Source organism: Polymorphospora sp. NPDC050346, from assembly GCF_040655695.1.
Classification (GTDB): Bacteria; Actinomycetota; Actinomycetes; order Mycobacteriales; family Micromonosporaceae; genus Polymorphospora; species Polymorphospora lycopeni.
This window is the reverse complement of record NZ_JBFAKM010000005.1, coordinates 22421-47136: the sequence shown is the minus strand read 5'-3', so window position 1 is coordinate 47136 and position 24716 is coordinate 22421. Positions and strand designations below refer to the sequence as shown.

Genomic DNA, 24716 nt, shown 5'->3' with positions numbered 1-24716 from the left:
AGCCAGCCTCGCCATGATCGAACGTCACCTCATCTGACGGCCATCGTCGCCGCTGGCCGCCATGCCGTGTGTCGCTGCACGCGCATTGGAGCATGGCACCGCACCCTGGCCAATCGCTGACCACCTCAACAACCAAGATCAGTGCGCTCCTCTTGGCCCGATTGGCGAACCGGTAGGGCGGATGCGCGCAGTGCCGCGGCCAGCCACTCGAACGGGAACCGCTCCGGCGGCGCGTTGTTCACGGCGGTGACCAGCGCCATGTACCGGTCGAACGGTCCCTCCAGCTGCGGCGGGGTGCGGTCCCACTCCGCGCCCGCCAGCATGTGGTCGGCCGTCTCGATCCGGAACTCGGGCGTGTCCGGTATCCCGGGGCTGTCCGGTGTCGCGAAGATGCCGGTCAGCCACCCGATCCACCGGTCGGCGATCTCCCGCCCCCGCGGCGAGTCCGGCGGCACCCGCTCCCGCGCCGCGTCCATTGCCGCCTGGCCGATCGGGGTGGCCGCCTCCAGGCTGTTCAGCATCGGCGACAGGGTCATCAACGGCCCGGCCCCGGTGGTGCACACCTCGTACAGCTCACGGCGCACGGCCTGTCGGGCCTCGGTGTCCCGGACCAGTTCGGCCAGCTCGATCCACGCCCCCAGTTGGGTCGGGGTGGGATGCTCGGGCAGCTCCGGCCGGGCCGCCCGCCACCACTCGACCATCCGCTCCGGCGGCTCCCAGCCGGCGGTGACCTCGGTCCAGAACTCGTCGATCAGCCGGTCGCGTTCCTCGTCCGGCATGCCGGCCAGCTTGTGCATCAGCGTGACCTGCTCGGCCGTGGAGTCCTGCCGCAGGATGGCCGACAGCACCGCGCGGCGGCTGCGCAGCCGTGCCTCCTGCCGTGCCAGCAGGGCCAGGTGGGTGGCGGCCAGTTCGCGCAGGGTCGCCTCGCCGGCCAGCACCCGCCGGATCTCGTCCAGGCCCGCGCCGAGTTCCCGTAGCGTCCGGACCAGTTCCAGCCGGGCGATAGCCGACACGTCGTACAGGCGGTGGCCGGCCGGGGTGCTGGCGGCCGGCGTGACGACGCCGGCGTCCGCGTAGTACCGGACGGCGCTGACGCTCAGGCCGGTCCGTCGGGCGACATCCCCGATGGCGTACAGCTCGTTCATGTCCACGACGCCCACTATGCGATCTCAAGCGGCTTGAGATGCAAGCCCCATGCCGGCGGTCGCCTGGGCCTCGGCAGTCGTCGGTCGTGCACCGAAAGGCCGCCACCGGCGGCGTACGTGGCGCCGAGTTCGTGTCAGGCCGTTGGTGGGTCGCACGCCAGGTGGTGAGGTATCCGGCGGGCGGTGGTCGGTGTGGAGGCGGGGACGTCGGCGCGGATGCGGGTTGCGATGGTGTCGCGGTCGGATAGCTGGGGGCCGGGGCGGCAGGTGTGGAGCAGGTCGGCGATCTGGATGGCGCGGCGGTCGTCGCCGGTGGCGAGGTTGAGCAGGGTGCGGGTGGGGTGTCAGCGAATCGACTGGCGGGGCACTCGAGGCACGCTGATTGCGTCCGATCCTCGCCGTGCCCGGCGGCGAGCGGGACCGGTGCCCCTGTCAGGCCCGGCAGAGGCCCGCACCTCAAAGTGAGCCCTGGCGAACGCCGGCCGCTCTCACACGAGACTCACAACACCGAGAGGAGAACCGAATCCCAGGGCCGCCCGCGCTGGCTCGGACAAAAACTCTCGGATGAGACGAGTAGATGAGGTGCCCGCAGCCAGGCAACGATGGATCGTGCAGGCCGCATTCATCGGCTACGCGGTGGATGGTAGATCACGCTCTGAGCGGCCTGCCACCCCGTGTAGATCCGCGGCGTGGACAGGAAGTGGTCATTGGTTTCAACTCATCCGATCGTTGCTCACTCGGGCTTCGGTCGAGATGCCCGGCAAGGTCATGCCTCGCCCGGGACGCGCGGGTCCGATCGAATCTTCTCGACTACCTGCCTGACGGCGTCATCGACCATCGTCAGGGCTGTGTTCCCCTGAGAGTCGTTGATTAGTGCGAATGTTCCACGTACGCCGCCGCAGTAGTCAACGATGCCGTGTTCCAGTTGGGTGCGCAGGGCCGATTCGTACCCGCGCCGGGCGAAGGGTTCTGCTCTCGTGGCGGCGATGGGCACGAAGTGCATGGTCAGCCACTGGAGCGCCGGGGCGATTCCCGTATCGGTGCTGCGGTAGGCGAAGCCATTGGCGAATACGCGATCGAACCATCCCTTGAGCTGGGCGGGCATGGACCACCAGTACACCGGGAACACCACTACGAGATGATGGGCACGCGCGAGTCGCTGCTGTTCGTCCAGCACATCGGTCGGAAGTCCGCGCACTCCGTTGTAGGCGAGGTGGTCGTCGAGCGTGAAGCGCGGGTCGAACTTCTCGGCGGTCAGGTCGGCGACGGCGGTACTCAGGGGCGCAAGTCCGGTGATCAAGCGATCGACCACGTGATGGGTGAGGGACGTTTCGTCGGGGTGGGTGGCAACTATCAGGGTGTGCATGGACCTCCTGTCAAGGGATGGTCGGCTGCAGCCGCTTCCCATCGCACGGCGTTGCCTCGGACGTTGTACCACCACCGACCGACGGATTCACACTCATCGACCTGGCCGCCGGCGATCCACCGGGACCGCTTACGGTCTGGCACACGGCCGCACGGCCCGGGGCCACTGCCGGGCCGGCGGCGCCGGTGGTGGACTGGATACGGTGTTGCCGTGTTGTCTCCGGAGGTCGTGCTCAGCGTCCGCTACCGCCTGGACGAACGTGTCGCCACCGGCGGCATGGGTGACGTCTGGCGTGCCTCGGACCTGATCCTCCGCCGTTCGGTCGCGGTCAAGGTGCTGTTGCCCGCGCTGGTTTCCGACCCCGACTTCCTTGCCCGGTTCCGCGCCGAGGCGCGGATCCTGGCCGCGCTGCGGCACCCCGGGATCGTGCAGGTCTACGACTGCGGTGAGGACGAGCTGTCCGACGGCGCCCGGGCCGACTACCTGGTCATGGAGTTCGTCACCGGGCAGCCGCTGTCGAAGCGGATCGAGGCGCTCGGTGCGCTGGACGTGGCCGAGACGATGTCGATCGTGGCCCAGGTCGCGGAGGCTCTGCACGCCGCGCACACCAACGGCATCGTGCACCGGGACGTGAAGCCGAGCAACCTGCTGGTGCAGGAGGACGGCTCGGTCGTGCTGGTCGACTTCGGGGTCGCCCGTTCGACCAACATCACCAGCGTCACCAACGCGAACGCGGTGCCCGGCACCGCTCTCTACATGGCCCCCGAACAGGCCGCTGGCCGCCCGGTTTCCGGCGCCACCGACATCTACGCCCTGGGTGCGGTGGCGTACTGCTGCCTCACCGGCAGCCCGCCGTTCAACGGGGACAGTCCTCTCCAGGTCGCTGTCCGGCACCTCGACGACGAGCCGCCAGAGTTGCCGTACGACATCCCGGAGGCGGTCCGCGGGCTGGTCTCCCGCGCCCTGGCCAAGGATCCGGCCGACCGGTTCAGCAGCGGGGAGGCGATGGCCGCGGCGGCCCGCGCCGCCGTCTCCGACGCGCCGGAGCCAACCGAGCCGGCCACCGTGGTGCCAGTCCCCGGCGTGGCCGCGTTGCGGGACGCCAAGCCGGGCATCCGCGCCGACGCGCCGGTTGTGACCGGGCGGAAGAGGCGCCGTGGCGCCCTGATCGGCGCGGCCGCGGCGATTCTGGTGGCGCTGGCGAGCCTCGGGGCGGCGCTCGGTGCGACGGGTGAGGCCGATGCGCCGGCGGTCAACGCACCGACGGCGGCGCCGGCCGCCGTACCGAGCGGGAGTGCCGAGGTGCCGGTGGAGGAGCAGCAACCGAATTCGGGACGGCCTTTCCGGCCCACCGGTTCCGCCTCCAGCCCGCTGCCGTCGGCCACCGCATCCCCGGTCTCGCCACAGCCGAGCCCGTCGGCGGCCCCGGAGTCGCCGGAGCCGACGGGGAGTACGGATCCGCAGCCCACCGGCGGGACCACATCCAGCCCGACGGAGACTACGGCCCCGACGCCGACCGACCCCCAGACCACCCCGATGGGTGTGGGTGAACCCGCCGGCCGGCCGGGTGCCCTGATCCCGGTGTCCCCGCGCCGCGCCTGATGTCGAAGGCCGCCCGGCGCAGCCGGAATGATTCCGGCCGGCGCGATGAGTTCGGTTCCGGTCGGCCCGTCGCTGTCGCAACCTTGGCCGACGGGTGACGACTGTGGTCGAGTGTGCCGCACCGAACACCGGTGTAGGGGGCCGCGTCCATCGGCCGAACTGGCAATCACTGATCCATCTAACTGGTGGGATCTATTGCGCGAAATGAGCGACAACGGCAAATCGGCCTACATCGGCAGGGTTCAGATGGGTGATCTGGTGTACGAGGGATGCCGCAGAGGTGAACGCACTGCTACGGTCTCCACCGTCACCCCTTACATCGTCATGCTCCGTTCCATGCCGTCACGGCCGGCCGGAGCAGGGACAGCGCGTCCGCCGATGGAGTCGCGCCTCCCTTGAGGAGTTCGGTGGGTGACGGACGGCGATGTGGAGAAAGGACGGTCAGCGATGTCCGCTGGCAAGACCTGTGACTGCGCGTGACGGCTGGTTAGGCAACCCGGTCCGGCCGGCGCTGACCGTGTTCGCCGTCGAGGCGTCAGTCCGAGGTGGAGGACGCGGCACATGATCGCCCTGCGGGTCTACCGCATGCTGCCGTCCCCGGTGCGGCGCCGACTGGTCCAGATGCTTCCCGCGCACCGACGGATCAGCCTGGTGGGCACCATCGTCAGCCCACGCGGCAGTGCCAAGCTCCACCAAATCGGATCGCGGGTGACGGTCGACGACGACGGCGTCCGGACCCGGGCCGAGGTCGTCGCGGCGGCCACCCCGCTGGAGTTGTGGCACCGCAACCTGATGGCCGTCACGACCGCCCTGGACGCGGCCGGCATCCGCTACCACTGTCTGCGCAACGACGATCACCTGCGCAGCACCGTCGCGGTCCTCGCCGACAGGCGCGACGCCGTCGGTCGGATGCTCCGCTCCGATCCCGCGCTGTCGGGCGCCCACGTCCGGACGGTGCAGGCGCAGCCTGGTCGGCACCAGCCCGACCTGGCGCCGACCGAAGTGTTCGAGGTGTGGTTCCCGGTGACCGACACCCGGGCGGAGCTGGTGCTGGGCTCGCGGTTCGCCTGCGAGATCGAGTTCTGGACGCGTGACGGCGATGTCGTCCGAGCCCCCCGGCACAACGCGGTGATCGACGAGACGCCCGCCGAGGCGGAGCCGGTTCGGGTCGCCGCGGCGCTGCTCAGTCACTTCGTGCCGGAGGCGGACGATCACACCTACGGCACCCGCCGCGACCTCGCCGTCCGGGCCTTCGACCGGGTGGGTTTCCCGATCGACGCCGTCTACACCTGGGTCGACGGGGCCGACCCGGCGTGGCTCAAGCGGAAGGTGGCCGCCCTGGGCGCCCCCGACGGGGCGCTGCACCCGGTGGCCGCGAACGAGTCGCGCTACCACAACCGCGACGAGCTGCGGTTTTCGATGCGGTCGCTGCACAGCTTCGCTCCCTGGCTGCGGCGCATCTTCCTGATCACCGACAGCCAGCTGCCGAGCTGGCTGGACCCACACCATCCGCTGGTCACCGTCGTCTCACACGCCGAACTCTTCGCCGATCTCGGCGGGCGGTCGTCGTTCAACTCGCATGCCATCGAGTCCCGGCTGCACCGCATCAACGGCCTTGCCGAACACTTCCTCTACCTCAACGACGACGTCTTCCTGGGGCGTCCGCTGCTGCCGACGCACTTCTTCCACGCCAACGGGATCGCGAAGTTCTTTCCCTCGCCGGCCCAGTTCGGGCTGGGCGAGGCGAGGTCCACCGACCTGCCGGTGAACGCCGCTGGCAAGAACAACCGTCGCCAGATCCAGCGACAGTTCGGCGTCACCATCACACAGAAGATGAAGCACACGCCGTTCGCGCTACGGCGCAGCATCATGCACCAGATCGAGCAGATGCTGCCGACGGAGGTGGCCGAGACCGCCCGGCACCGGTTCCGTCACCACGGGGACCTCTCCATCCCCTCGTCCCTGCACCAGTACTGGGCGTACCTGTCCGGGCAGGCGGTTCCGGCCGACATCGAATACGAGTACGCCGATCTCGCGCACCCCTCGACACCTGCCCGCCTCGCCGAACTCCTGTCCCGTCGGCACCGGGACGTGTTCTGCCTCAACGACACGGACTCGGATTCCCGGGCGATGGCTCAGCAGGAGAGCATGCTCGCCCACTTCCTCCCCCGCTACCTGCCTTTCCCCGCGCCGTTCGAACTGCCCGACGACGTGGTGGCCGAGCGGCGGAAAGTGGGCGCGACCGAGCTGTGGCGCAGGTCGTCCCGGGCTGTCCCGGGCCAGCGGCGGGCCGCTCCCGTCGACGCGCCCACCCTGCCGAACAACCCTCTCGACACGGTCGGGTCCTTCACGGCGGTCCTACGGCAGCCGGACGGCTGATCGACTGACCCCCGCCCGGGTCCGTATCGCGATTTCGTATCCCATTCTCAGTGGAGCCCAGAGTGGTAAGCCCCGCCCGCCAGGTCACGATCATCGTCCCGGTCTACAACGTCGCGGACTACCTGCCCGAGACGCTCGATTCGATCGCCGCGCAGACCGTCTTCGCCCAGTGCCATGTCATCCTGGTCGACGACGGCAGCACCGACGGCTCCGATCTGCTGGCCAAGCAGTTCGCGACCGAACACCCGAACGTGACCGCGGTCCAGCAGGAGAACAGCGGACCGGGCGCAGCCCGGAACCGGGCGCTGGACATGGCCGACACCCCGTACGTCGCGTTCGTCGACTCGGACGACCTGCTGCCGCCGCGTGCCATCGAGGTGCTGCTCAAGGCGATCGTCACGCACAAGGCGAGCATCGCGGTCGGTGACATGGACACCTTCCCGAAGCCCACCATGTTTCTGTGGAAGAAGCCCTTCGGCAAGGGCGACCGGCTCCTGGAGACGGTGGTCGACGCCCCGGATCTGATCTTCGACGCCGGGCCGTGCCACAAGATCTACGATCTCGCCCAGCTTCGCGCCCACGGGCTGCGGTTCCGGGAGGGAGTGTACTTCGAGGACGCCTTCCTGGCGATTCCCATGCTGCTCAAGGCGGAGCGGATCGCCCTGGTGGACGAGGTGGTCTACCAGTACCGCAAGCGGGAAGCGGCCAGCTCCATCATGGACAACCTTTTCGTCCGGAAGCAGAACTTCTGGGACCACCTGGAGCTCTGTGCCACCCTGGCGGACCTCCGTCCGGAACTGGACGTGTTCCGGCGCGAGGTGCTGGAGCGGTTCCTGGTGCGCAGCTACCAGGGCTTCGCGATGCGTGCACACGGGGTGTTCGAAGACGCGGACCTGTGGAAGATTTTCGAGAAGCTCATCCGGATCTACCAGGACATCGACCCCTCCTTCATCGCCCGGTGGACGCTGGACACCCGGCACCGGGTGGCGTACCTGGCGGTGAAGTCCTATGACTTCGAGTTGTTCGCGCGGCCCGGGGAGCGGCTGCGGGGAGTCGTTGCCTGCGGTGGCGACCTGTACCTCGACTACCCCGTCACGCCGGCACTGCTACCGCTGACCCGGGTGAGCGCCGTGTCGGCCCGTCTCGAGCAGGCGAGGCTTTCCCCCTCGGGGGACGTACTCAAGCTCTCCGGACATGTCGTGATCAACGGGCTGCCGATGTGCGGACCGATGCGTACGCCGTTGGGGCTGCGGGTGCGCGGCAGCGGCCTGACGGTGCCCGTCGTCCAGGAACGACGCCTCGACCTGAAGGCCGCTGACGAAAGTCATGAGTGGAGGGGATTCTCCGCGGAGATTCCCGTGAGCCAGCTACGCAACGGCCAGCACAACCTCCGACTCGTGTTCCTGAGCGAGACCGGGCAGGCGTCCCGGCAGTGCCAGATCTCCGCCGCGTTCCTGCGGGATGCGAACACCAAGGTCGCGGGCGACACCAGGATCCTGCCCACCTTCACCGGGCGGGAGGACGCGGCGCTGCTGGTCCAGCGTCAGGCCGGGCCGACCGGACGGCGCCGGTGGCGGAACATGATGGTGCGCAAGGACCTGCGGCACATCGCCGCGCGGGCCCCGTTCTGGAAGCAGCGCCTGCTCCGCCTGGTCACCGCTCCACTGATGGGCCGGCGGGACATCTGGCTGGTCGGTGAGCGTAAGGACACCGCCCAGGACAACTCGTCGCACCTGTTCCGCCACCTGCGCCAGGTGGAGCGCCGGCGGAACGTCTACTACGTGCTGACGAAGGACAGTCCGGACCGTCATCGGCTGCGCGACCTGGGCAATGTCGTCACCTACGACTCGTTCCGACACAAGTTCCTGATGCTGCACACCACGAAGCTGATCAACTCGTACGACATCGACGCCTACATGCTGCCGACGCGGTGGGAACGCTCGCCCTTCCTGAAGCACCTGAACTGGCGGATCGGATCGTCCCGGGTCTTTCTCCAGCACGGCGTCATCGAGAAGGACGTCAGCGCCGGCCTGCACCGCGGTCGGGGCGCCTTCGACCTCTTCGTGACCTCGGCCCATCGTGAGGCGGAGTACGTCTCGACGGACCTCGACTACGGCGACCTGGTGAAGACCACCGGGCTGCCACGGTTCGACGCTCTGGTGCCTGACCGGGGCCGCCGGCGCATCCTCTTCATGCCCACCTGGCGCACGTATCTGGTGACCCCGTCGTACAACAAGGCGGCCCGTCCCCGGGTGGCGTTCCAGGGATCCGCATACCAGGTCTTCCTGTCGGAGTTGTTCGGCAGTGAGCGGCTGCGGCAGGCCCTGCGCGGGCACGGCTACGTGCTGGAGTTCCTTCCGCACTACGAGATGCGCTCGCTGCTGACCGACGTCGTACCGGCCGACGACTGTTTCGCGATGGCGGACCAGACGACGCGCACCGTGCAGGACGCGCTGCGCCAGTGCGACCTGTTCATCACCGACTACTCCTCCACCGCGGTCGACGTGGCGTATCTCGGCACTCCGCTGATCTACACACAGTTCGACGCCGAGGAGTTCTTCACCATCGGCGGCTACAAGAAGGGCTATTTCGACGCGCGGGAGGACGGGTTCGGCCCGGTCGCCGAGACGGCGGAGGAAACCGTCGACGCGATCGTCCGCTACCTGGAGAACCGGTGCGTTCGCGAGGAGAAGTACTCGCGCCGGGCGGCTGACTTCTTCGCCGTCCAGGACCGCAACAACTGCCAGCGGGTGGCCGCCGCGATCGCGGCGCTGCCGGGGCCGCAGCGGTGAGCCGGCGGCCGGTCGGATCGGAGGACGCGGATGACTGACGGGAGCGCCAACCCGCCCGAGACCCCCCGGGCCCTGGCCGAGCCGTCGGGCCTGGTGAACGTCTACCGTCGGATGCTCAGCCCGCAGACCCGGCGTGCCATCGCGACGAAGGTGAGCCCGCAGGCCCGTCACCAGTTGAAGCAGTGGGTCGCCAGGGTCTCCCAGGACACCCAGATGGCGGGCCGGCACGCCGAACGGATCGCCCGACGGCATCCGGAACTGCTCGCCGGCGGCGACCGGGCGGTGGTCACGGCGGACCGCGCACCCCGCATCGCCCAGGTTGACGCGGACGCCACGCCCTTGCGTGCCCGGATGGCGAACCTGGCTTCGGTGACGGCGGCGCTCGAGGAGGCGGGCGTGGAGTACTTCCGCGTCCGCGGCCGGTCCGACCGATCGTCCGTCGTCGCCGTCGACGCCGCGGACCGCGCCCGGGTGTATGCCGCGCTGGCAGACAGTTGCCGACAGGTCCCCGGTTACGTGACGGTCCCACGGGCCAGCGGCGAGCAGCCTCCGGCCGCCGGGTTCGATCCGAAGGTCTGGGAGCGACTGGCCGACGCCACGGTGCTGCGGCTGACCTGGTACCTGACCGATCCACGGCAGCGGCTGGTGCTGGGCCAGGCGTACGGCTGCGACGTGGAGTTCTGGACCCGGCAGGATGAGGCCCTGGTCGCACCCCGGCGCAATCCCGTGGCACAGCGGGTCGCGGCGTCGGCGCCGATCGAGCCTGGCTCCGAGTCCCTCTTCACCGGCATGGTGGCCGCGACCGACCCCGACCCCGCCCTCGTCCGCACCCGGCCGGAGTTCGCCGGTCGGCTCCCGGACGACGTCGCCTTTCCGATCGACATCGTCTACACCTGGGTCGACGGCACCGACCCCGACTGGCTGCGTCGCCGTGCCGAGGCAGCCGGAGTTCCCTACCACGCGGAGGCGGCGAGTGCTGCCCGGTTCCTCAGCCGGGACGAACTGCGCTACTCGCTGCGGTCGGTGCACCTGTTCGCGCCCTGGGTACGCACCATCTATCTGGTGACCGACGACCAGGTGCCCGGCTGGCTGGCCCCGTCCGTTCCGGGCCTACGGGTGGTCGGCCACCAGGAGATCTTCGCCGACCCTTCGGTGCTTCCGACATACAACTCGCACGCGATCGAAAGCCAACTGCACCACGTCGACGGGCTCTCCGAGCACTTCCTCTACTTCAACGACGACGTCTTTCTCGGCACCGACGTGTCGCCCCAGGACTTCTTCCTGGCCAACGGCATCTCCCGGTTCTTCCCGTCACCGGCGCTGGTGCCTCCGGGCCCCCCGAACGCCGACGACATCCCCGCGTCCGCGGCCGGCAAGAACAACCGCGCCCTGATCGCCGAGCGTTTCGGCACGGTGCTCTCCCGGAAGATGAAGCACATGCCCCACGCGCTACGGCGCAGTGTGCTGTATGAGATCGAGGAGACCCTGCCGGTCGAGCACCAGCGGACCGCCGCAAATCGTTTCCGCAGCATGACGGACATCTCGATCGCCTCGTCGCTGCACCACTACTACGCGTTCCACACCGGGCGGGCGGTGCCGGGCGATCTCGAATACACCATCGCGGAGCTGTCCCACCCCGACACGCCCGCACGGCTGGCGCACCTGCTGGCCCACCGTGACCGGCACGTGTTCTGCCTCAACGACGCGTTCTCCACCGAGGAGGACCTGGCCCAGCAGCTCAAGATCCTGACGCCCTTCCTGGACACCTACTTCCCGGTGCCCAGCCCCTGGGAGAAGGCCTGAGCACCGATCGTGGTCGGGCGACATGAAACCGGGCGGCGGCCCGACCGGTAGGTCGGACCGCCGCCCGCGCGGGTCACGACGTCCTGCTGCCCAACCCGGGCCAGTACGAGGTCCCGTACGTCGTCGGTCCGCCCCTACGGCTGCCGTTCGGGTGCCACCGCCGACACCGTGGACGGGACCTCACGCACCGGCAGGCCGAGCCGTTCGACGGCGGCGTCGATCAGCTCCTGTGTGGACAGCCGGAGGTCGAGCACGACGCCCTCCTCGTCCGGCCAGAGCGGCTCCAGGGTCGCGGTCTGCGAGTCGAGCAGGCTCGCCGGCATGTAGTGGCCGGCACGCAGCGACATCCGCTCCCGGATGACCTCGGTCGGCCCGTCCAGGTGCACGAAGTCGACGCCCGGCGGCCCCTGCCGCAGCACGTCGCGGTAGGTGCGCCGCAGCGCCGAGCAGGCCAGCACGGTCGACACGCCGTCGCGGTGGCGGTCCGCCATCCAGTCGGCCAGGGCGCGCAGCCACGGCCAGCGGGCGTCGTCGTCCAGTGGTACGCCGGCCCGCATCCGGGTCACGTTGGCCTCGGAGTGGAACTCGTCGGCCTCGGCGAAGGTCAGCCCGGTCAGCGCGGCCACCCCCTGGGCGACCGTCGTCTTTCCGGCACCGGACACGCCCATCACCACGACGTGCCGGGTCGGCGGTAGGTCACCAGTCATGGACGGTGCCGTCCTTGAGCCGGTTGAACGGCAGGTACGCCGGCTGGTACGGGAAGCGCGCGGCGGCCTCCTCGTCCAGTTCGACACCGATGCCGGGCTGGGTGCCCGGGTGCAGGTAGCCGTCGGTGAAGGTGAACGACTGGCGGAACACCTGGTTGGTCAGTTCGCCGTGCCGCATGTACTCCTGGATACCGAAGTTGTGGATGGCCAGGTCGAGGTGCAGCGCGGCGGCCATGCCGACCGGCGAGATGTCGGTCGGGCCGTGGATGCCCGACTTGATCTGGTACTGGGCGGCGAAGTCGAGCAGCTTGCGCATGGCGGTGATGCCACCGGTGTGGGTGACCGCCGACCGCACGTAGTCGATCAGCTGTTCCCGGATGAGGGTCTGGTAGTCCCAGACGGTGTTGAAGACCTCGCCGATGGCGAGCGGCGTGGTGGTGTGGTGGCGGACCAGCCGCAGGGCCTCCTGGTTCTCCGCCGGGGTGCAGTCCTCCAGCCAGAACAGGTCGTACGGCTCGAGGGCCTTGCCGAGCTTGGCGGCCTGGATCGGGGTCATCCGGTGGTGGCCGTCGTGCAGCAGCGGCAGTTCCGGGCCGAACTCGCTCCGGACCGCCTCGAACACGCCGGGCAGGTGCCGCAGGTAGGCCCGGGTGTCCCAGTCCTCCTCGGCCGGCAGCGGGATGCGCTGGGCCGGCTCGTAGTCGTAGCGCTTGCCGTCGATGCTGGGCTGGGCGGCGACGCCGTACACGGCGTTGATGCCGGGCACGGAGGTCTGCACCCGGATCGCCCGGAAACCGAGGTCGAGGTGGGCGCGGATCGAGTCGAACAGTTCCGGCAGGTCGCGGCCGGAGGCGTGGCCGTACGCCATGGCACCGGTGCGGGAGGCGCCGCCGAGCAGCTGGTAGAGCGGCATGCCGGCGGCCTTGGCCTTGATGTCCCACAGCGCGACGTCGACCGCCGCGATGGCCGCCATCGTGACCGGCCCCCGCCGCCAGTACGCCGAGCGGTAGAGGAACTGCCAGGCGTCCTCGATGTTGTGCGCGTCCCGCCCGAGCAGCAGCGGCACCACGTGGTCCCGCAGGTACGAGGCGACGGAGAGTTCGCGCCCGTTGAGTGTGCCGTCGCCCAGCCCGGTGATGCCGTCCTCGGTTGTGATCTTCAATGTCACGAAGTTGCGGTCCGGGCTGGCGACGATGACGTCGGCGGCGACGATCTTCACGAGAGGTGCCTTTCTCGGGGTGGTGCTCAGCGGAGGGTGGTGCCGGCGACGCTGCCGGTGATGAGGGACAACTCGTCGCGGCGGGGCAGGCCCTCCCAGTCGCCGCTGGCGACGACCGCGAAGGCGCCGAGCGCCACCGCGCGCCCGAGCCGGCCGGTGAGGTCCAGCCCGTCGAGGTGCCCGGAGAGGTAGCCGGCGGTGAACGCGTCGCCGGCCCCGACGGTGTCCACGGCGGTGACGGGCACCGCCGCGACGGGCGTGACACCGTCGCGAGTGTAGGCCCGGGCGCCGTCGGCGCCGAGCTTCACCAGCACCGTGTGTACGCCTCGACGGAGCAGGCCGGCAACCGCGGTGTCCTCGTCGGCACCGGGTTCGGCGACCAGGTCCAGTTCGTCGGCGGAGGCGACGACGATCGACGCGTACCCGGCCAGCGGGACCAGGGCGGCGCGGGCGGCTTCCCGCGACCAGAGCCGGGCCCGGTGGTTGACGTCGAGACAGACCGGCGTGCCCACGGCCGCCGCCTCCCGCGCCACCCACGTCACGGCCTCGCGGGCGCTGTCGGACAGCGCCGGGGTGACCCCGCTCAGGTGCACCAGGCGCGGCCCGGCCGCGAGCGGTCCACGCAGGTCGTCGACGCCGAGCGCCGATCCCGCCGACCCGGCCCGCTGGTAGATCACCCGGGTCAGGTCGGCGGTCCGCCGCTCCAGGAACATCAGACCGGCCGGCCGGTCCGGGTCACGACGGACCCCGTACGTGTCGACCCCCTCGGCACGAAGCTGGCGCAGGACGAACTCACCCAGCTCGTCGTCGCTGACCCGGCCGACCCAGGCGGCCCGGTGGCCGAGCCTGGCCAGTCCGATCGCGACGTTCGACTCGGCGCCGGCCAGGTGCATGGTCAGCGCCCCGCCGAGGTTCAGCGGGGCGGACGACCGCAGCGACACCAGCGCCTCGCCGACGGTCAGCACGTCGACGCCGCCCACGCCGGCGTTCGGCTCGGGCACGGGCCGGCTCGGGGCGGCGGTGAGGTCGCTCATGGCCGGGTCGCGGCGACGAAGGCCCGGGCCCGCTCGCGCAGGGCGTCGACGTCGCCACCGGACGCGGCGTCACCCACCAGCGGGCCGCCGACCCCGACCGCGATCGCCCCGGCCGCCAGGTAGGCGGGCAGCTCGGCCAGGCCGACCCCGCCGACCGCGACGAACGGGATGTTCGGGAACGGGTCGCGCACCGCCTTGAGGTACGCCGGCCCGCCCACCGACGCCGGGAAGAGCTTGACCGCGCTGGCGCCCTGCCGCACCGCCGCGTACGCCTCGGTCGGGGTGAGCGCGCCCGCGGCGACCGGCAGGCCACGGCGGGCCGCCTCGCCGATCGACTCGACGACCGCCGGGGTCACCACGAACTGGGCGCCGGCAGCGGCCACGTCGGCCACGTCGGCGGCGGTCAGCACGGTGCCGGCGCCGACGAGACAGCCCGCCGGGGCGGTCGCCCGGATCGCCTCGATCGCCTCGCAGGCGCCGGGGGTGGTCAGCGCCACCTCGACGATCGACACGCCCTCGGCCAGCAGGGCGGTGCCGGCCGCGATCGCGGCGGCGGTGTCGGTGCCCCGGATGATCGCCAGCAGGCGGGTCGCGGCGAGTTCGGCGGTGAGGTCGACAGTCATGATCACCATTCCGCGTAGGAGCCGTCGAAGTGCCGGAACGTCGGGCTGCGCCAGGCGTGTCCACGCTTGTCCGCCGCCCGTACCGCCTGCTCGTCGATCTCGATGCCCAGTCCCGGCGCGGTGAGCCGCTGGACGTACCCGTCGACGAAGTTCAGCGGCTGCTGGTCGACGCAGTAGTCGAGCACCTCGGCGCCGAGGTTGTAGTGGATGCCGATGCTCTGTTCCTGGATCAGGTAGTTCGGCGTGGCGAAGCCGACCTGCAGGCAGGCGGCCAGGGCGATCGGGCCGAGCGGGCAGTGCGGGGCGAGTTGTACGTCGTAGACCTCCGCCAGCGCGGCGATCTTGCGTACCTCGGTGATGCCGCCGGCGTGCGAGAGGTCCGGCTGCGCCACCGCGATGCCGGCCTGGAGCACGGGCAGGAACTCCTGCCGGCTGTAGAGCCGTTCCCCTGTGGACACCGGGGTGGTGGTCGAGCGGACGAACTCGCCGATCAGGTGCGAGTTCTCCGGGACCACCGGTTCCTCCAGGAACAGCGGCCGGTACGGCTCCAGCAGCGGCGCGACCCGGCGGGCGTTGGCGAGGGTGAACCGACCGTGGAAGTCGACGGCCACGTCCCGCTCGTCGCCGAGCACCTCGCGGGCGGCGGCCACCCGGGCCACCACCGCGTCGAGTTCGGCGACGGAGGCGACCGGGCTCATCCGGCCGGAGGCGTTCATCTTCACCGCGGTCAGCCCGGCTTCCACCCGTGCGGCGATGTGGTCGCGGACCTCGTTCGGCTCGTCACCGCCGACCCAGCCGTAGACCCGGATCCGGTCCCGCACGGGCCCGCCGAGAAGCTGGTGTACGGGGGCGCCGTACCGCTTGCCGGCGATGTCCCACAGTGCCTGGTCCAGGCCGGCGACCGCGCTGGCCAGGATCGGGCCGCCCCGGTAGAAGGAGCCCTTGGTCATCACCTGCCAGTGGTCCTCGATCCGCAGCGCGTCCTGGCCGATGAGCACCTCGCTGAGCTGCTCCACGGCGGTGCGTACGGTCTCGGACCGGCCCTCGCAGGTCGCCTCGCCCCAGCCGACGAGCCCGTCGGTGGTCTCCACCCGGACGAACAGCCAGCGGGGCGCGACGAGGAAGGTCTCGACGCGGGAGATGATTGTCATCGTCGATCAGCCCTTCGTCGCACCGGCGGTGAGGCCGGAGACGATGTACTTCTGCACGAACAGTGCGATGACCATGATCGGCAGGGTGACCACGGTGGTCGCCGCCATCAGACCGCCCCAGTCGATGCTGGCGTACCCGACGAAGTCGAAGATCGCCACCGGCAGGGTCTTCGTGCTCGCGCCGGAGAGCACCAGGGCGAACATGAAGTTGTTCCAGGAGAAGATGAACGACAGGATGCCGGCGGTCGCGATGCCCGGCACGGACAGCGGCAGGGTGATCCGGCGGAACGCGCCGATGGGGGTCAGCCCGTCGACCTGGGCCGCCTCCTCGAGTTCGTCCGGCAGGCCGTCGAAGAAGCCCATCATGATGTAGACGATCAGCGGCAGCGACACGAACATGTGGCTCAGGATCAGCACGCTGAAGCCGCCGACCATGCGCAGGTTCGAGAAGACGTAGTACCAGGGCACCAGCAGCGATACGCCGGGGATGACCCGGGCCATCAGCACCACGAGCGCCGACTTCTTCATGTTGAAGCGGCTCATCGAGTACGCGGCCGGCACGCCGAGCAGCAGCGACAGCGCGGTCGCCGCGAAGGCCACCCAGAGGCTGTTGACGATGAACTGGACGTAGTTGGCCTGCTGCAGGACGGTGCCGTAGTTGTCCAGGGTGGGCGTGAAGATCAGCGCCTTGCTGGAGTCGTAGATGTCGACGTTGGTCTTGAACGACGCGGCGACCATCCACAGCAGCGGCGCCACCAGCGAGAGCACCACGAGGACCAGCGCCACCGCGCGGAAGACCTTGAACCCGGAGCGTGCCTTCATCGGCCGGCCTCCTGCTTCTTCTTGCGGTAGGTCAGCGCCCACATCGAGCCGATGATGATCAGGAAGAACAGGATCAGCACCGTCGAGGAGAGGCCGTACTCGTTGTAGTCGAAGCTCAGCCCGTAGGCGTACACGTTGAGGGTCTCCACCTCGTTGAACGAACCACCGCCACGACCCTTGGTGGCGTAGAGGATGTCGAAGGTCTTCAGCGCGTCGATACCGCGCAGCAGGACCGCGACGATCACGGTGGGCATCAGCAGCGGCAGCGTGACGTGCCGGAACCGCTGCCAGGGGCTGGCACCGTCGATCATCGCCGCTTCCTGCGGCTCGTCCGACAGCGAGGTCAGCCCGGCGAGCAGGATCAGTACGACCATCGGCGTCCACTGCCAAATGTCGATGAAGATCGTGGTGGGCAGCGCGGTGTGCTGCCCGGCCAGCCACGGCTGCGGGCCGATGCCGATCCAGCCGAGCGCCTGGTTGGCCAGCCCGATGTTCGGATCGAAGATCAGCCGCCACATCATGCCGACGGCGACCGGGGTGGCGACCAGCGGCAGGAGGATGGCGACCCGGACCCACTTCTCGCCCCGGAACGGCCGCCACAACAGCAGGGCGATCGCCATACCGAGGACGACCTCGAAGAGCAGCGCGACACCGGTGAACGCGGCGGTACGCCCCACGGCCGGCCAGAACCGGTCGGTGTCGCCGAGCACGTCGATGTAGTTCCGCAAACCGATGAACTCCGACTCGGCGCGGACGGATCCGGACGAGTCGGTGAGGCTGAGGTAGATCGTCCAGCCGAGCGGGAAGATGATCAGCGCGACGACGAAGGCCATCGCCGGGGCCGCGAAGAGCCACTTGCGATGGTCGTTGGCCCAACGCGCCCAACCGGGCGTGTCGGGCATGACGGAGGCGTCACTGGGCGCCTTGCTGGGGGCGGTTACAACTGCCATCAGATCTCCGTGGTGGGAGCCCGGGCGGGGTGGTGGGGCAGTTGGCCCCACCACCCCGCGCTCGGAACTAGCGGGCCTCGTCGTCCAGGAACTTCTGGAACGCCGCGTTGGCGGTCTCGGCCGAGGCCGCGGCGTCGCCGCCGGTGATGGCGTCGACGATCGGCTGCCCGACGATCTCCCGGGCCTGCGCGACCCGCTCGACGACCGGCCGGTCGTGGCCGACGCCGTTGGCCAGGCTCACCGTGATCGCCTCGGCCATGTCGGCCGGGTAGGTCGAGATGCCCTCCGGGTTCTCCCAGACGGAGGTCCGGGCACCGGGGACGCCGGCCTTCTGCTGCTCCAGCGTCTGCGCCTTGCCGGCCGCCCACTCGATGAACTTCCAGGCGTTGTCCTGGTTCTCCGAGGCCTCGTTGAGGGCCAGGCCCCACGACGGGATGTTGTACGGCTTCGAACCGGCCGGGCCGGCCGGCATCGGCGCGAACCCGACGGTCTCGGCGACCTTCGACTTGCTCGGGTCGGTGGCGTTCTTGTAGAGCGAGTTGGCCTCCGGGTAGAAGGCGGCCTGGCCCTGGGTGAAGATCGCCATCGCCTCGGACCAGCTCATGTCGGTGCTGACGTTGGCCGGCCCGTTCTCGCGCAGCAGTCCGCCGTAGAAGGCGTACGCCTGCTTGGCCGCCTCGGTGCTCACCGCGGCGTTGCCGGACGCGTCGACGAAGTCGCCGCCGAAGCTGTACAGGAAGCTGGAGAACTGGGTGACGGCGGCGGCCTTGCCGGTCCGGGCCACGAAGCCGGCCACGCCCGGGTTGTCCGCCTGGATCTTCGTCGCCTGGGCCTTCAGCTCGTCGAGCGTGGCCGGCGGGGCGCTGAAGCCGGACTTCTCCAGCAGGTCCTTGCGGTAGTAGAGGACCTGCTGCTCGGTGATGATCGGGATGCCGACCAGCTTGTCCTCGTGGGTGGTGGCCCCGACCGGGGTCTCCTGGAAGTCGGCGAAGTCGAAGTCGGCGCTGTCCTTGGCCCGGTCGGTCAGGTCGGCGAGGTACCCGTTCTTCGCGAACAGCCGGCCTTCCTGCAGCGGCCGGTACATCATCACGTCGATGTCGCTGGAGCCGGCGTTGAGCTTGACGTTGTACTGGTCCGAGAGCTGGTCCTCGCCGAGCTGGGTGACCTCGACCTTCAGGCCGGTCTGCTGCTCGAACTCCGGGATCACCTTCCGGATGTTCTCGGTCCACACGTGGTTGACCAGCGTCACCCGCACGGTGTCCGATTCGCCGCCGCTACCGCCGCCGCCACAGGCGGACAGCGTCATGGCGGCTACCGCCGCCAGAGATGTCCCGATTATCGATCGACGTCCCACGTCCGTCTCTCCTTCTGTGCTGGTCGCCACCCGCGGGGGATGGGCGTGTCACCGGTCGCCACCTCGGGGGACGGGCGCGACCTCAGCGTTTTACATCCGCTTAACTTCGGGATGCTAGGCCGAAAAAGCAGACTTATACAAGGGGGAGACCTAACTGATATGCTCTGACGCGTGAATCTGCCGTCCTCGGGGATCGCTCCCACCCAGACCGCTCCCACCGAGGCCGGCCTGCACGGACGCGTCCTCGACCACCTCGGCACCGCCATCTGCGGCGGCGACCTGGCCCCCGGGGCAGTGCTCAACATCGATGACCTGGTCGACCGCTACGCGGTGTCCCGCTCGGTGATCCGCGAAGTGCTCCGGGTGCTCGCGTCGATGGGCTTCATCGAGACCCGTCGGCGGGTCGGCGTCATGATCCGCCCGGCCGGTCACTGGAACGTCTTCGATCCCCAGGTGATCCGCTGGCGACTCGCCTCGGCCGGACGCATCGCCCAACTCCGCTCCATCACCGAGCTACGTACGGCCGTGGAACCGCACGCCGCCTGGCTCGCCGCCCATCGCGTCAGCCACGACGAGGCCAGCGACCTGGTCGGCCTCGCCGCCAAGATGTGGGCCGCCGGCAAGGCCGGCGACGAGGACCGCTTCCTCAACCTCGACATCGAGTTCCACCACCGGGTGCTGCGCGCCTCCGGCAACGAGATGTTCGTCAAGCTCCAGGACCTCGTGGCCGAGGTGCTCGCCGGACGCCACCACCACCACCTCATGCCACACCAGCCGCACGAGCAGGCACTTCAGTTGCACGCCGACGTTGCACAGGCGATCCAGCGCCGGGACGGGGACGGCGCCCGCCGGGCCATGGTGCAGCTCATGGAGCAGGCGTTCGACGAGATGGCCTCGATGTGGGAGCAGGAAGGCGCCACCGAGCGACACCCCTTCTGACAGCGGCGCCCGGTCGGGAACGCGTACGGCCCGCCCGACGGGCCTGCCGGTCGGCGGTGCCGACAGGCCCGGTGCGTCCGTCGAGGTCAGGCATAGATCAAGTTGGTGCCCCTCACCGTGATGGTGATCGGGGCGTAGTACACATAGTTGTAGCCCGGGGTGTGGATGGTGCCGGGGCAGGCGCTGTCTGGGACGGGGTCCGAGCCGGCGGTGATGGTGCCGTGAGCGTTCACCTTGCCGTCGGTGCGGTAGGCGATCACCGGGCCGCCGCTGTCGCCGGGAGCGACCGCGCACTGTCCGCCGGTGTGGCGGGCCTGGATCAGTGGCCCGACCATGGCGCACGGGATGCCGGCGACGGTGGTCAACAGGCCGGTCGCGGTGACCTGGATGCTGTTGCGCTCGCCGCTGGTGGCTCCGCTGGTGATGACCCAGTTGCCGACGCGGTTGGGGGCGGCGCCACCGACTGCCACACGGTTGTTCGAGTAGGGGTCGCCGGTGTAGACCCTGCCTGCCGAATAGGCGCCGCCGATGATCATGGTGTCCTGGCAGGTGTTCTTGCTGTGGATGTTGCCCAACCAGACGCCGGCGCCGGTGTAGGCATTCTGACCGTTCTCGCCGCAGTGTCCGGCGGTGAGCATCGCCGAGTTGGGTCCCAGGAAGATCGCGAAGCCGGTGGTGCACTCGCCGATCGGCGTCCGGAACCGACTGCCACCGACGTACAAGGGGACGTCGGCCTGCCGGTTGTAGGTGGCGACGGGCTTCTCGCCGGCCACGACGGTGACCGGGACGGTGGAGTCGCGTACCGCGCGCGCCGCGCCGGCTCTTGCGCTGTCGCCGCCGCTGACGGTGAGCTGGATGCCGCTTCCGTCGACCTTCGGGATGGCGTTGACGACGTTCGGCACGGTGGTGAACCCGCGGGCCGCGCTCGCCAACTCGGCCTCGGAGAACCGGGCCGGCAGCAACCTCACCGGTACGTCGCGGTTCAGGTCGGCGATCAGCGAACGCACCTCAGTCCCGGCGTCACCCTTCCAGTAGACCCGCAGCTCGCGGTTCTCCGGAGCGGCCACGAGCCCGGCGAAGCCGGCGTTCTTCGCCGCCTCCACCTTGTCGGCGGCGGCGTTGAGGCGGGTCTGGACCTCGATCAGTTCCGACCAGGTGGCGAACCCACCGGGTACGGCGCCGGTCGGGACGGGCTTGGCGTCGACGGCTGATGCCGCCGATGTCGGGCTGGTGAGCGACGCGGCGACAAGCACCGCCACGCCTGTGGCGACAAGTGCACGATGCAGAATCGCGCGCCTGCTCGAGGGCTGTGATCCGATCATCTGTGCGGCCTCCTACAACGGAATCGCGGCGGCCCACTGACCACCACAACTCCGGAGTGTTCCGCGCCAGCCTCACAAAGTCACTCTGCGTAATGATTCTTTCGCATGTATTCGCGGTTGTCGTGGAGGGCGATTGTTCCGATCTTGATCGGAGCGTATATGTCCAAAATCAACATGGTGGTGCGCCGCGGGCGTGATCGCGGCCTTCGTGGTCGCCCTTTCCCCAGGCCAGTTCAGGGTGGGACACTGAGCCGTGTCGAGCGATGACAGCCAGCGACCCCCGGAGCACCACGGCGCCGGGCCGGTCCTGCCATGATCGCCGGCCACTGGGACCTCGTCGTCGCCGGCGGCCGGATCGCCGGTGCGGCCACCGCGTGGGCACTCGCCCCGTACGCGGAGAAGATCCTCGTCGTGGACGCGTCGCGCCCCACCGCGTTCTGGCCGCAACAGTCCACCTGGGACCGGACCGGCAATCTCGCCTGGGCCGAACTCGGGCTCCTCGACACCGTTCTGGCCTGTGGTGCCCCGCGCACGTACGGCGACACCTACCGGGTCGGCGACGAGGTCGTCGAGCGGGTGTATCCGCTGGAGGACGAGTACTCGTACCGGATGAGTGTTTCCCGCGAGGTGCTGGACCCGGCGCTGCTCGCCGCGGCCCGTGGCCGTGGCAACGTCACCGTCCTGCGTCCGGCCCAGCTGCGCGACATCGCGCTCGACGCCGGCGGGGTGCGCGGGGTGACCGTCCGGCATGCCGGGGTCGACCGCGAGATCACCTGTGACCTGCTGGTGCTCGCCGACGGCCGGCTGTCGCGCAACGCCGAGCGGGTCGGTGCGACGGCCTACCGGGTCGTCGACTCGCCGTGGTTCGCACTGCTCGCCTACTACGAGAACCTGCCGCTGCCGACGGACCGCTCGTACTTCTCGTTGCAGGACCGCAGTGTCCTCATCTCCACCCCCTGCGGTGACAAGCAGTGGTGTGTCGCCCTGGACCTGCACCAGAGTTTGATCGACGAGGCCGGCGAGCACCCGGCGCGGATGTACGACCGGATGGTGCGCGCGGATCAGCACGTCGGGCCGGCTGTCGTGGCCGGACGGCGGGCCACGTCGGTCGGCGGTGCCGGTCGGATGCGGATGCTGCGCCGGCCGATGAGTGGACCGGGCTGGTGCCTGGTCGGCGACGCCGGCTACCACCTGGATCCGGTCACCGCCCAGGGCACCCGGGCCGCCCTGGTCACCGCCCGGATCCTGCGGGACCGGGTCGCCGCCGCCGGGCGGGTCGGGGCGGCCGACCTCACCGGCCTGACCGAGGAGCGGGACGCGGCTCTCGAGGACGACTGGGCCTACACCGAGCAGATCGTCGCCCCCGGATAGTCGGCCGAGGAGCCGCGCCGGTCGGGAGCGCGCGGGAATTGCCGATACCCGAAGTCGATCGATTTACCTCTATCTAATCGGCGGTCGCCCGGCGAGTCTGTCCCTACCGGTTCCACCATCCGAAGGGGGCACTCATGACGCAGATCCGCGCCGGATACCGGCGCGCCGCGGCCGCGGTCGGCGCCGCGCTGATCCTCACGGCCGTGCCGATCGGCACCTCACCGGCGTACGCCGACAACCAGGTCGAGGCGTTCACGGCCGGCGCGAACGGCCTGCTCTACAAGTCCACCGGCGGCACACCGGCCGTGGTGCACGGTGACCTGTTCGCGCCGCCCGGAGCCGGCGTCGCCACCATCCGGTTCGCCAGCGGCAGCATCACGGCGTTCGCGATCGGCGTGCACGGCGGTCTCGTCGCGTCACGGACCATTTCGGGCGGCGCCGGAGGGCCCGGCGTCAGCATCGAGGGCCCCTACGGCATGGCCCCGCCCGGAGCCCCGATAGCCGCCGCCGGCCTGGACGTCTTCTTCGTCGCCCGCAACGGCGCCGTCTTCAACAGGTCATACCGGAGCACTGCCCCGGCCGGGCCGCAGCAGGTCACCGCGGCCGGCATCGCTCCACCCGGCGCGGCGGTCGCCGCCATCCCCGGCACCACCCCCGGCGTCGCGTTCGTCGGCACCGACGGCGCACTCCGCGTGGTCCGGTCCAGCGGCACCGGCACCTGGACGACCGCCCCGGCCAGCCCACCGAACTTCGCCACCCCCGGCGGCGGGCTCGCCGCCACCTCCGCCGCGGCCGGGTTCGTCACCGGGCTCGACGGACAGATCTGGCAGGTGCGGCTGACCGGCGGCCCGTTGCCGGACCCGTGGGCACCGGTCGCCGTCGCCGGCACCGGAGCCGCACCGGCCGGGGCACACCTCGCCGTGGCCCAGTTCGCCGGCGGCCCGACCATCGTGGTGTTCGCCGGCCACGACGGTGCCGTCCGGGCCACCTCGAACGTCGCCGGAACCTGGCACGAGCCGACCGCGGCCACCGCGGCCGGTGTCGCCATTCCGGGAAAACCGGTCGCCATGACCATCCACGGCGACCACCTCGACGGCGACTGGTGCGGCAACGGCAGGGCGTGGCAGATCCGCATCCCGAAGCCGACTCCCCCGGTAGGTCCTTATCCCGAGCCGTGGAACGCCACCACGCTCTCGTTCCAGGCCCCCAACATCCAGCCCGGCGGGCACGTCACCAACGTCCTGCGCTAGCGCTACGCCGTTGGCCGGGTGCCGTTGACGGTGACCCGCTGGCCGTAGCGCGAGTGCGGGTAGTAGTCCCACACCGCGTGGTGCTGGGTGCAGCGGTTGTCCCAGAACACCAGCGTGTTCGGCGTCCAACGGACCCGGCAGCTCAGGATTGGCTGGCCGGCGACGTGGTTGAAGAGCATGTCGAGCAGCGCCCGGCTCTCGTGCCGCGCCAACTGCACGATGTGCGACGTGAAGCCGGCGTTGACGAAGAGGAGCTTGCGCCCGGTCTCGGGGTGCCGTACGACGACCGGGTGCTCGCTCTTGGGCACCACGTACTCCGGCGGCGGGGTGTAGCCCTGCCACGGGATCAGGCCGTCGTGGATCGCGGTCAGCCCGTCGAGGAACGACCGCATCGACGGGGACAACATCTCGTACGCCAGATGCATGTTGGCCCACAGGGTGTCGCCGCCGCTGCCGATCTCCGGCGTCCTGGTGACGTAGAGCATCGAACCCAGCGACGGTTCGGCGTCTGCGGTGCCGTCGGTGTGCCAGTCCTCGCCCGCCACGAACTGCGAGTCCTTGTCGGCGCTGATCTCCAGGATGGCCGGGTCCCCGCCGTCGACGTCGGCGAGCGGCTGCAACCGCAGCTCGCCGAAGTAGCCGGCGAACCGCTTGTGGTCCTCGGCCGACAGCACCTGATCACGGAAGACCAGCACGTGGTGGGTGAGGAAGGCCTGCTTGATCTCGGCGAGCTCCTTGTCGTCCAGTTCGGTGGACAGGTCGAGGCCGGAGATCTCCGCGCCGATGACCGGCGACAGCGGCCGGGCGGTGAACGTGTCGTAGTGCTCCTGCGGCCGGGTCGTCAGCCGCTCGACGGCGGCCAGTACGTGGTTGTCCATCTCTTT

19 protein-coding genes are annotated in these 24716 nt (G+C 70.0%); 7 read left to right on the top strand and 12 right to left on the bottom strand.

Annotated features, from left to right (window positions below; genetic code table 11):
• Positions 1-125 precede the first annotated feature (125 nt).
• Together AB0I42_RS06965 and AB0I42_RS06960 are read right to left on the bottom strand one after the other, a co-directional pair.
• On the bottom strand, positions 126-1154 hold the full coding sequence (locus AB0I42_RS06965; RefSeq protein ID WP_357534922.1) for a MerR family transcriptional regulator: 1029 nt from the start codon (positions 1152-1154) through the stop codon (positions 126-128).
• Positions 1155-1914: 760 nt separating this feature from the next.
• A complete protein-coding gene (locus tag AB0I42_RS06960; RefSeq protein ID WP_357534920.1) occupies positions 1915-2514 on the bottom strand; it encodes an NAD(P)H-dependent oxidoreductase in 600 nt (199 codons plus the stop codon).
• A gap of 210 nt (positions 2515-2724) precedes the next feature.
• Here AB0I42_RS06960 and AB0I42_RS06955 point away from each other — a divergent pair, with 210 nt between their 5' ends.
• From AB0I42_RS06955 to AB0I42_RS06940, 4 genes are all read left to right on the top strand, one after another.
• Entirely contained in the window at positions 2725-4116 is a 1392-nt protein-coding gene (locus AB0I42_RS06955; RefSeq protein WP_357534919.1) for a serine/threonine-protein kinase, read from the top strand.
• Positions 4117-4677: 561 nt separating this feature from the next.
• Positions 4678-6495 (top strand): stealth family protein, encoded by a 1818-nt coding sequence (locus AB0I42_RS06950; RefSeq protein WP_357534917.1) that lies wholly within the window; start codon positions 4678-4680, stop codon positions 6493-6495.
• Between the two features lie 62 nt (positions 6496-6557).
• Positions 6558-9287: a CDP-glycerol glycerophosphotransferase family protein gene (locus AB0I42_RS06945; protein WP_357534915.1), complete on the top strand. Its 2730-nt coding sequence runs from the start codon at positions 6558-6560 to the stop codon at positions 9285-9287.
• Positions 9288-9317: 30 nt separating this feature from the next.
• Complete coding sequence (locus tag AB0I42_RS06940; RefSeq protein ID WP_357534914.1) at positions 9318-11090, top strand: stealth family protein; 1773 nt, start codon at positions 9318-9320, stop codon at positions 11088-11090.
• Between the two features lie 134 nt (positions 11091-11224).
• Here AB0I42_RS06940 and AB0I42_RS06935 read toward each other — a convergent pair whose 3' ends face one another.
• The 8 genes from AB0I42_RS06935 to AB0I42_RS06900 all read right to left on the bottom strand — a co-directional run bounded on the left by AB0I42_RS06935 (position 11225) and on the right by AB0I42_RS06900 (position 18902).
• Complete coding sequence (locus AB0I42_RS06935; RefSeq protein ID WP_357534912.1) at positions 11225-11797, bottom strand: gluconokinase; 573 nt, start codon at positions 11795-11797, stop codon at positions 11225-11227.
• Positions 11787-13016, bottom strand: a complete 1230-nt coding sequence (manD, locus tag AB0I42_RS06930) for a D-mannonate dehydratase ManD (protein ID WP_357534910.1) — start codon at positions 13014-13016, stop codon at positions 11787-11789. The genes AB0I42_RS06935 and manD overlap by 11 nt, the downstream gene beginning before the upstream one ends.
• Before the next feature lie 26 nt (positions 13017-13042).
• Positions 13043-14050, bottom strand: coding sequence for a sugar kinase (locus AB0I42_RS06925; RefSeq protein WP_357534908.1), 1008 nt, complete (start codon positions 14048-14050; stop codon positions 13043-13045).
• Positions 14047-14673: a bifunctional 4-hydroxy-2-oxoglutarate aldolase/2-dehydro-3-deoxy-phosphogluconate aldolase gene (locus tag AB0I42_RS06920; protein ID WP_357534906.1), complete on the bottom strand. Its 627-nt coding sequence runs from the start codon at positions 14671-14673 to the stop codon at positions 14047-14049. The genes AB0I42_RS06925 and AB0I42_RS06920 overlap by 4 nt, the downstream gene beginning before the upstream one ends.
• 2 nt (positions 14674-14675) lie before the next feature.
• Positions 14676-15824, bottom strand: a complete 1149-nt coding sequence (gene dgoD, locus AB0I42_RS06915; protein ID WP_357534904.1) for a galactonate dehydratase — start codon at positions 15822-15824, stop codon at positions 14676-14678.
• Between the two features lie 6 nt (positions 15825-15830).
• Positions 15831-16646, bottom strand: a complete 816-nt coding sequence (locus tag AB0I42_RS06910; RefSeq protein WP_357534902.1) for a carbohydrate ABC transporter permease — start codon at positions 16644-16646, stop codon at positions 15831-15833.
• Positions 16643-17596 carry a sugar ABC transporter permease gene (locus tag AB0I42_RS06905; protein ID WP_357534901.1) on the bottom strand — a complete coding sequence of 318 codons (954 nt, stop codon included), beginning with the start codon at positions 17594-17596 and terminating at the stop codon, positions 16643-16645. The genes AB0I42_RS06910 and AB0I42_RS06905 overlap by 4 nt, the downstream gene beginning before the upstream one ends.
• 67 nt (positions 17597-17663) lie before the next feature.
• Positions 17664-18902 carry a sugar ABC transporter substrate-binding protein gene (locus tag AB0I42_RS06900; RefSeq protein WP_357534899.1) on the bottom strand — a complete coding sequence of 413 codons (1239 nt, stop codon included), beginning with the start codon at positions 18900-18902 and terminating at the stop codon, positions 17664-17666.
• A 219-nt stretch (positions 18903-19121) separates the two neighbouring features.
• Here AB0I42_RS06900 and AB0I42_RS06895 point away from each other — a divergent pair, with 219 nt between their 5' ends.
• The gene (locus AB0I42_RS06895) at positions 19122-19889 is read left to right on the top strand and encodes an FCD domain-containing protein (protein ID WP_357534898.1); all 768 of its coding nucleotides are present in this window, start codon (positions 19122-19124) and stop codon (positions 19887-19889) included.
• A gap of 86 nt (positions 19890-19975) precedes the next feature.
• Here AB0I42_RS06895 and AB0I42_RS06890 read toward each other — a convergent pair whose 3' ends face one another.
• The gene (locus tag AB0I42_RS06890; protein ID WP_357534896.1) at positions 19976-21148 is read right to left on the bottom strand and encodes a hypothetical protein; all 1173 of its coding nucleotides are present in this window, start codon (positions 21146-21148) and stop codon (positions 19976-19978) included.
• Between the two features lie 375 nt (positions 21149-21523).
• Here AB0I42_RS06890 and AB0I42_RS06885 point away from each other — a divergent pair, with 375 nt between their 5' ends.
• Both AB0I42_RS06885 and AB0I42_RS06880 read left to right on the top strand, forming a co-directional pair.
• Positions 21524-22582, top strand: a complete 1059-nt coding sequence (locus AB0I42_RS06885; RefSeq protein WP_357534894.1) for an FAD-dependent monooxygenase — start codon at positions 21524-21526, stop codon at positions 22580-22582.
• Between the two features lie 134 nt (positions 22583-22716).
• Complete coding sequence (locus tag AB0I42_RS06880) at positions 22717-23832, top strand: hypothetical protein (protein ID WP_357534893.1); 1116 nt, start codon at positions 22717-22719, stop codon at positions 23830-23832.
• A gap of 2 nt (positions 23833-23834) precedes the next feature.
• Here the strand turns inward: AB0I42_RS06880 and AB0I42_RS06875 are convergent, their stop codons facing one another.
• Positions 23835-24710 carry a TauD/TfdA family dioxygenase gene (locus AB0I42_RS06875; protein WP_357534892.1) on the bottom strand — a complete coding sequence of 292 codons (876 nt, stop codon included), beginning with the start codon at positions 24708-24710 and terminating at the stop codon, positions 23835-23837.
• Positions 24711-24716 lie beyond the last annotated feature (6 nt).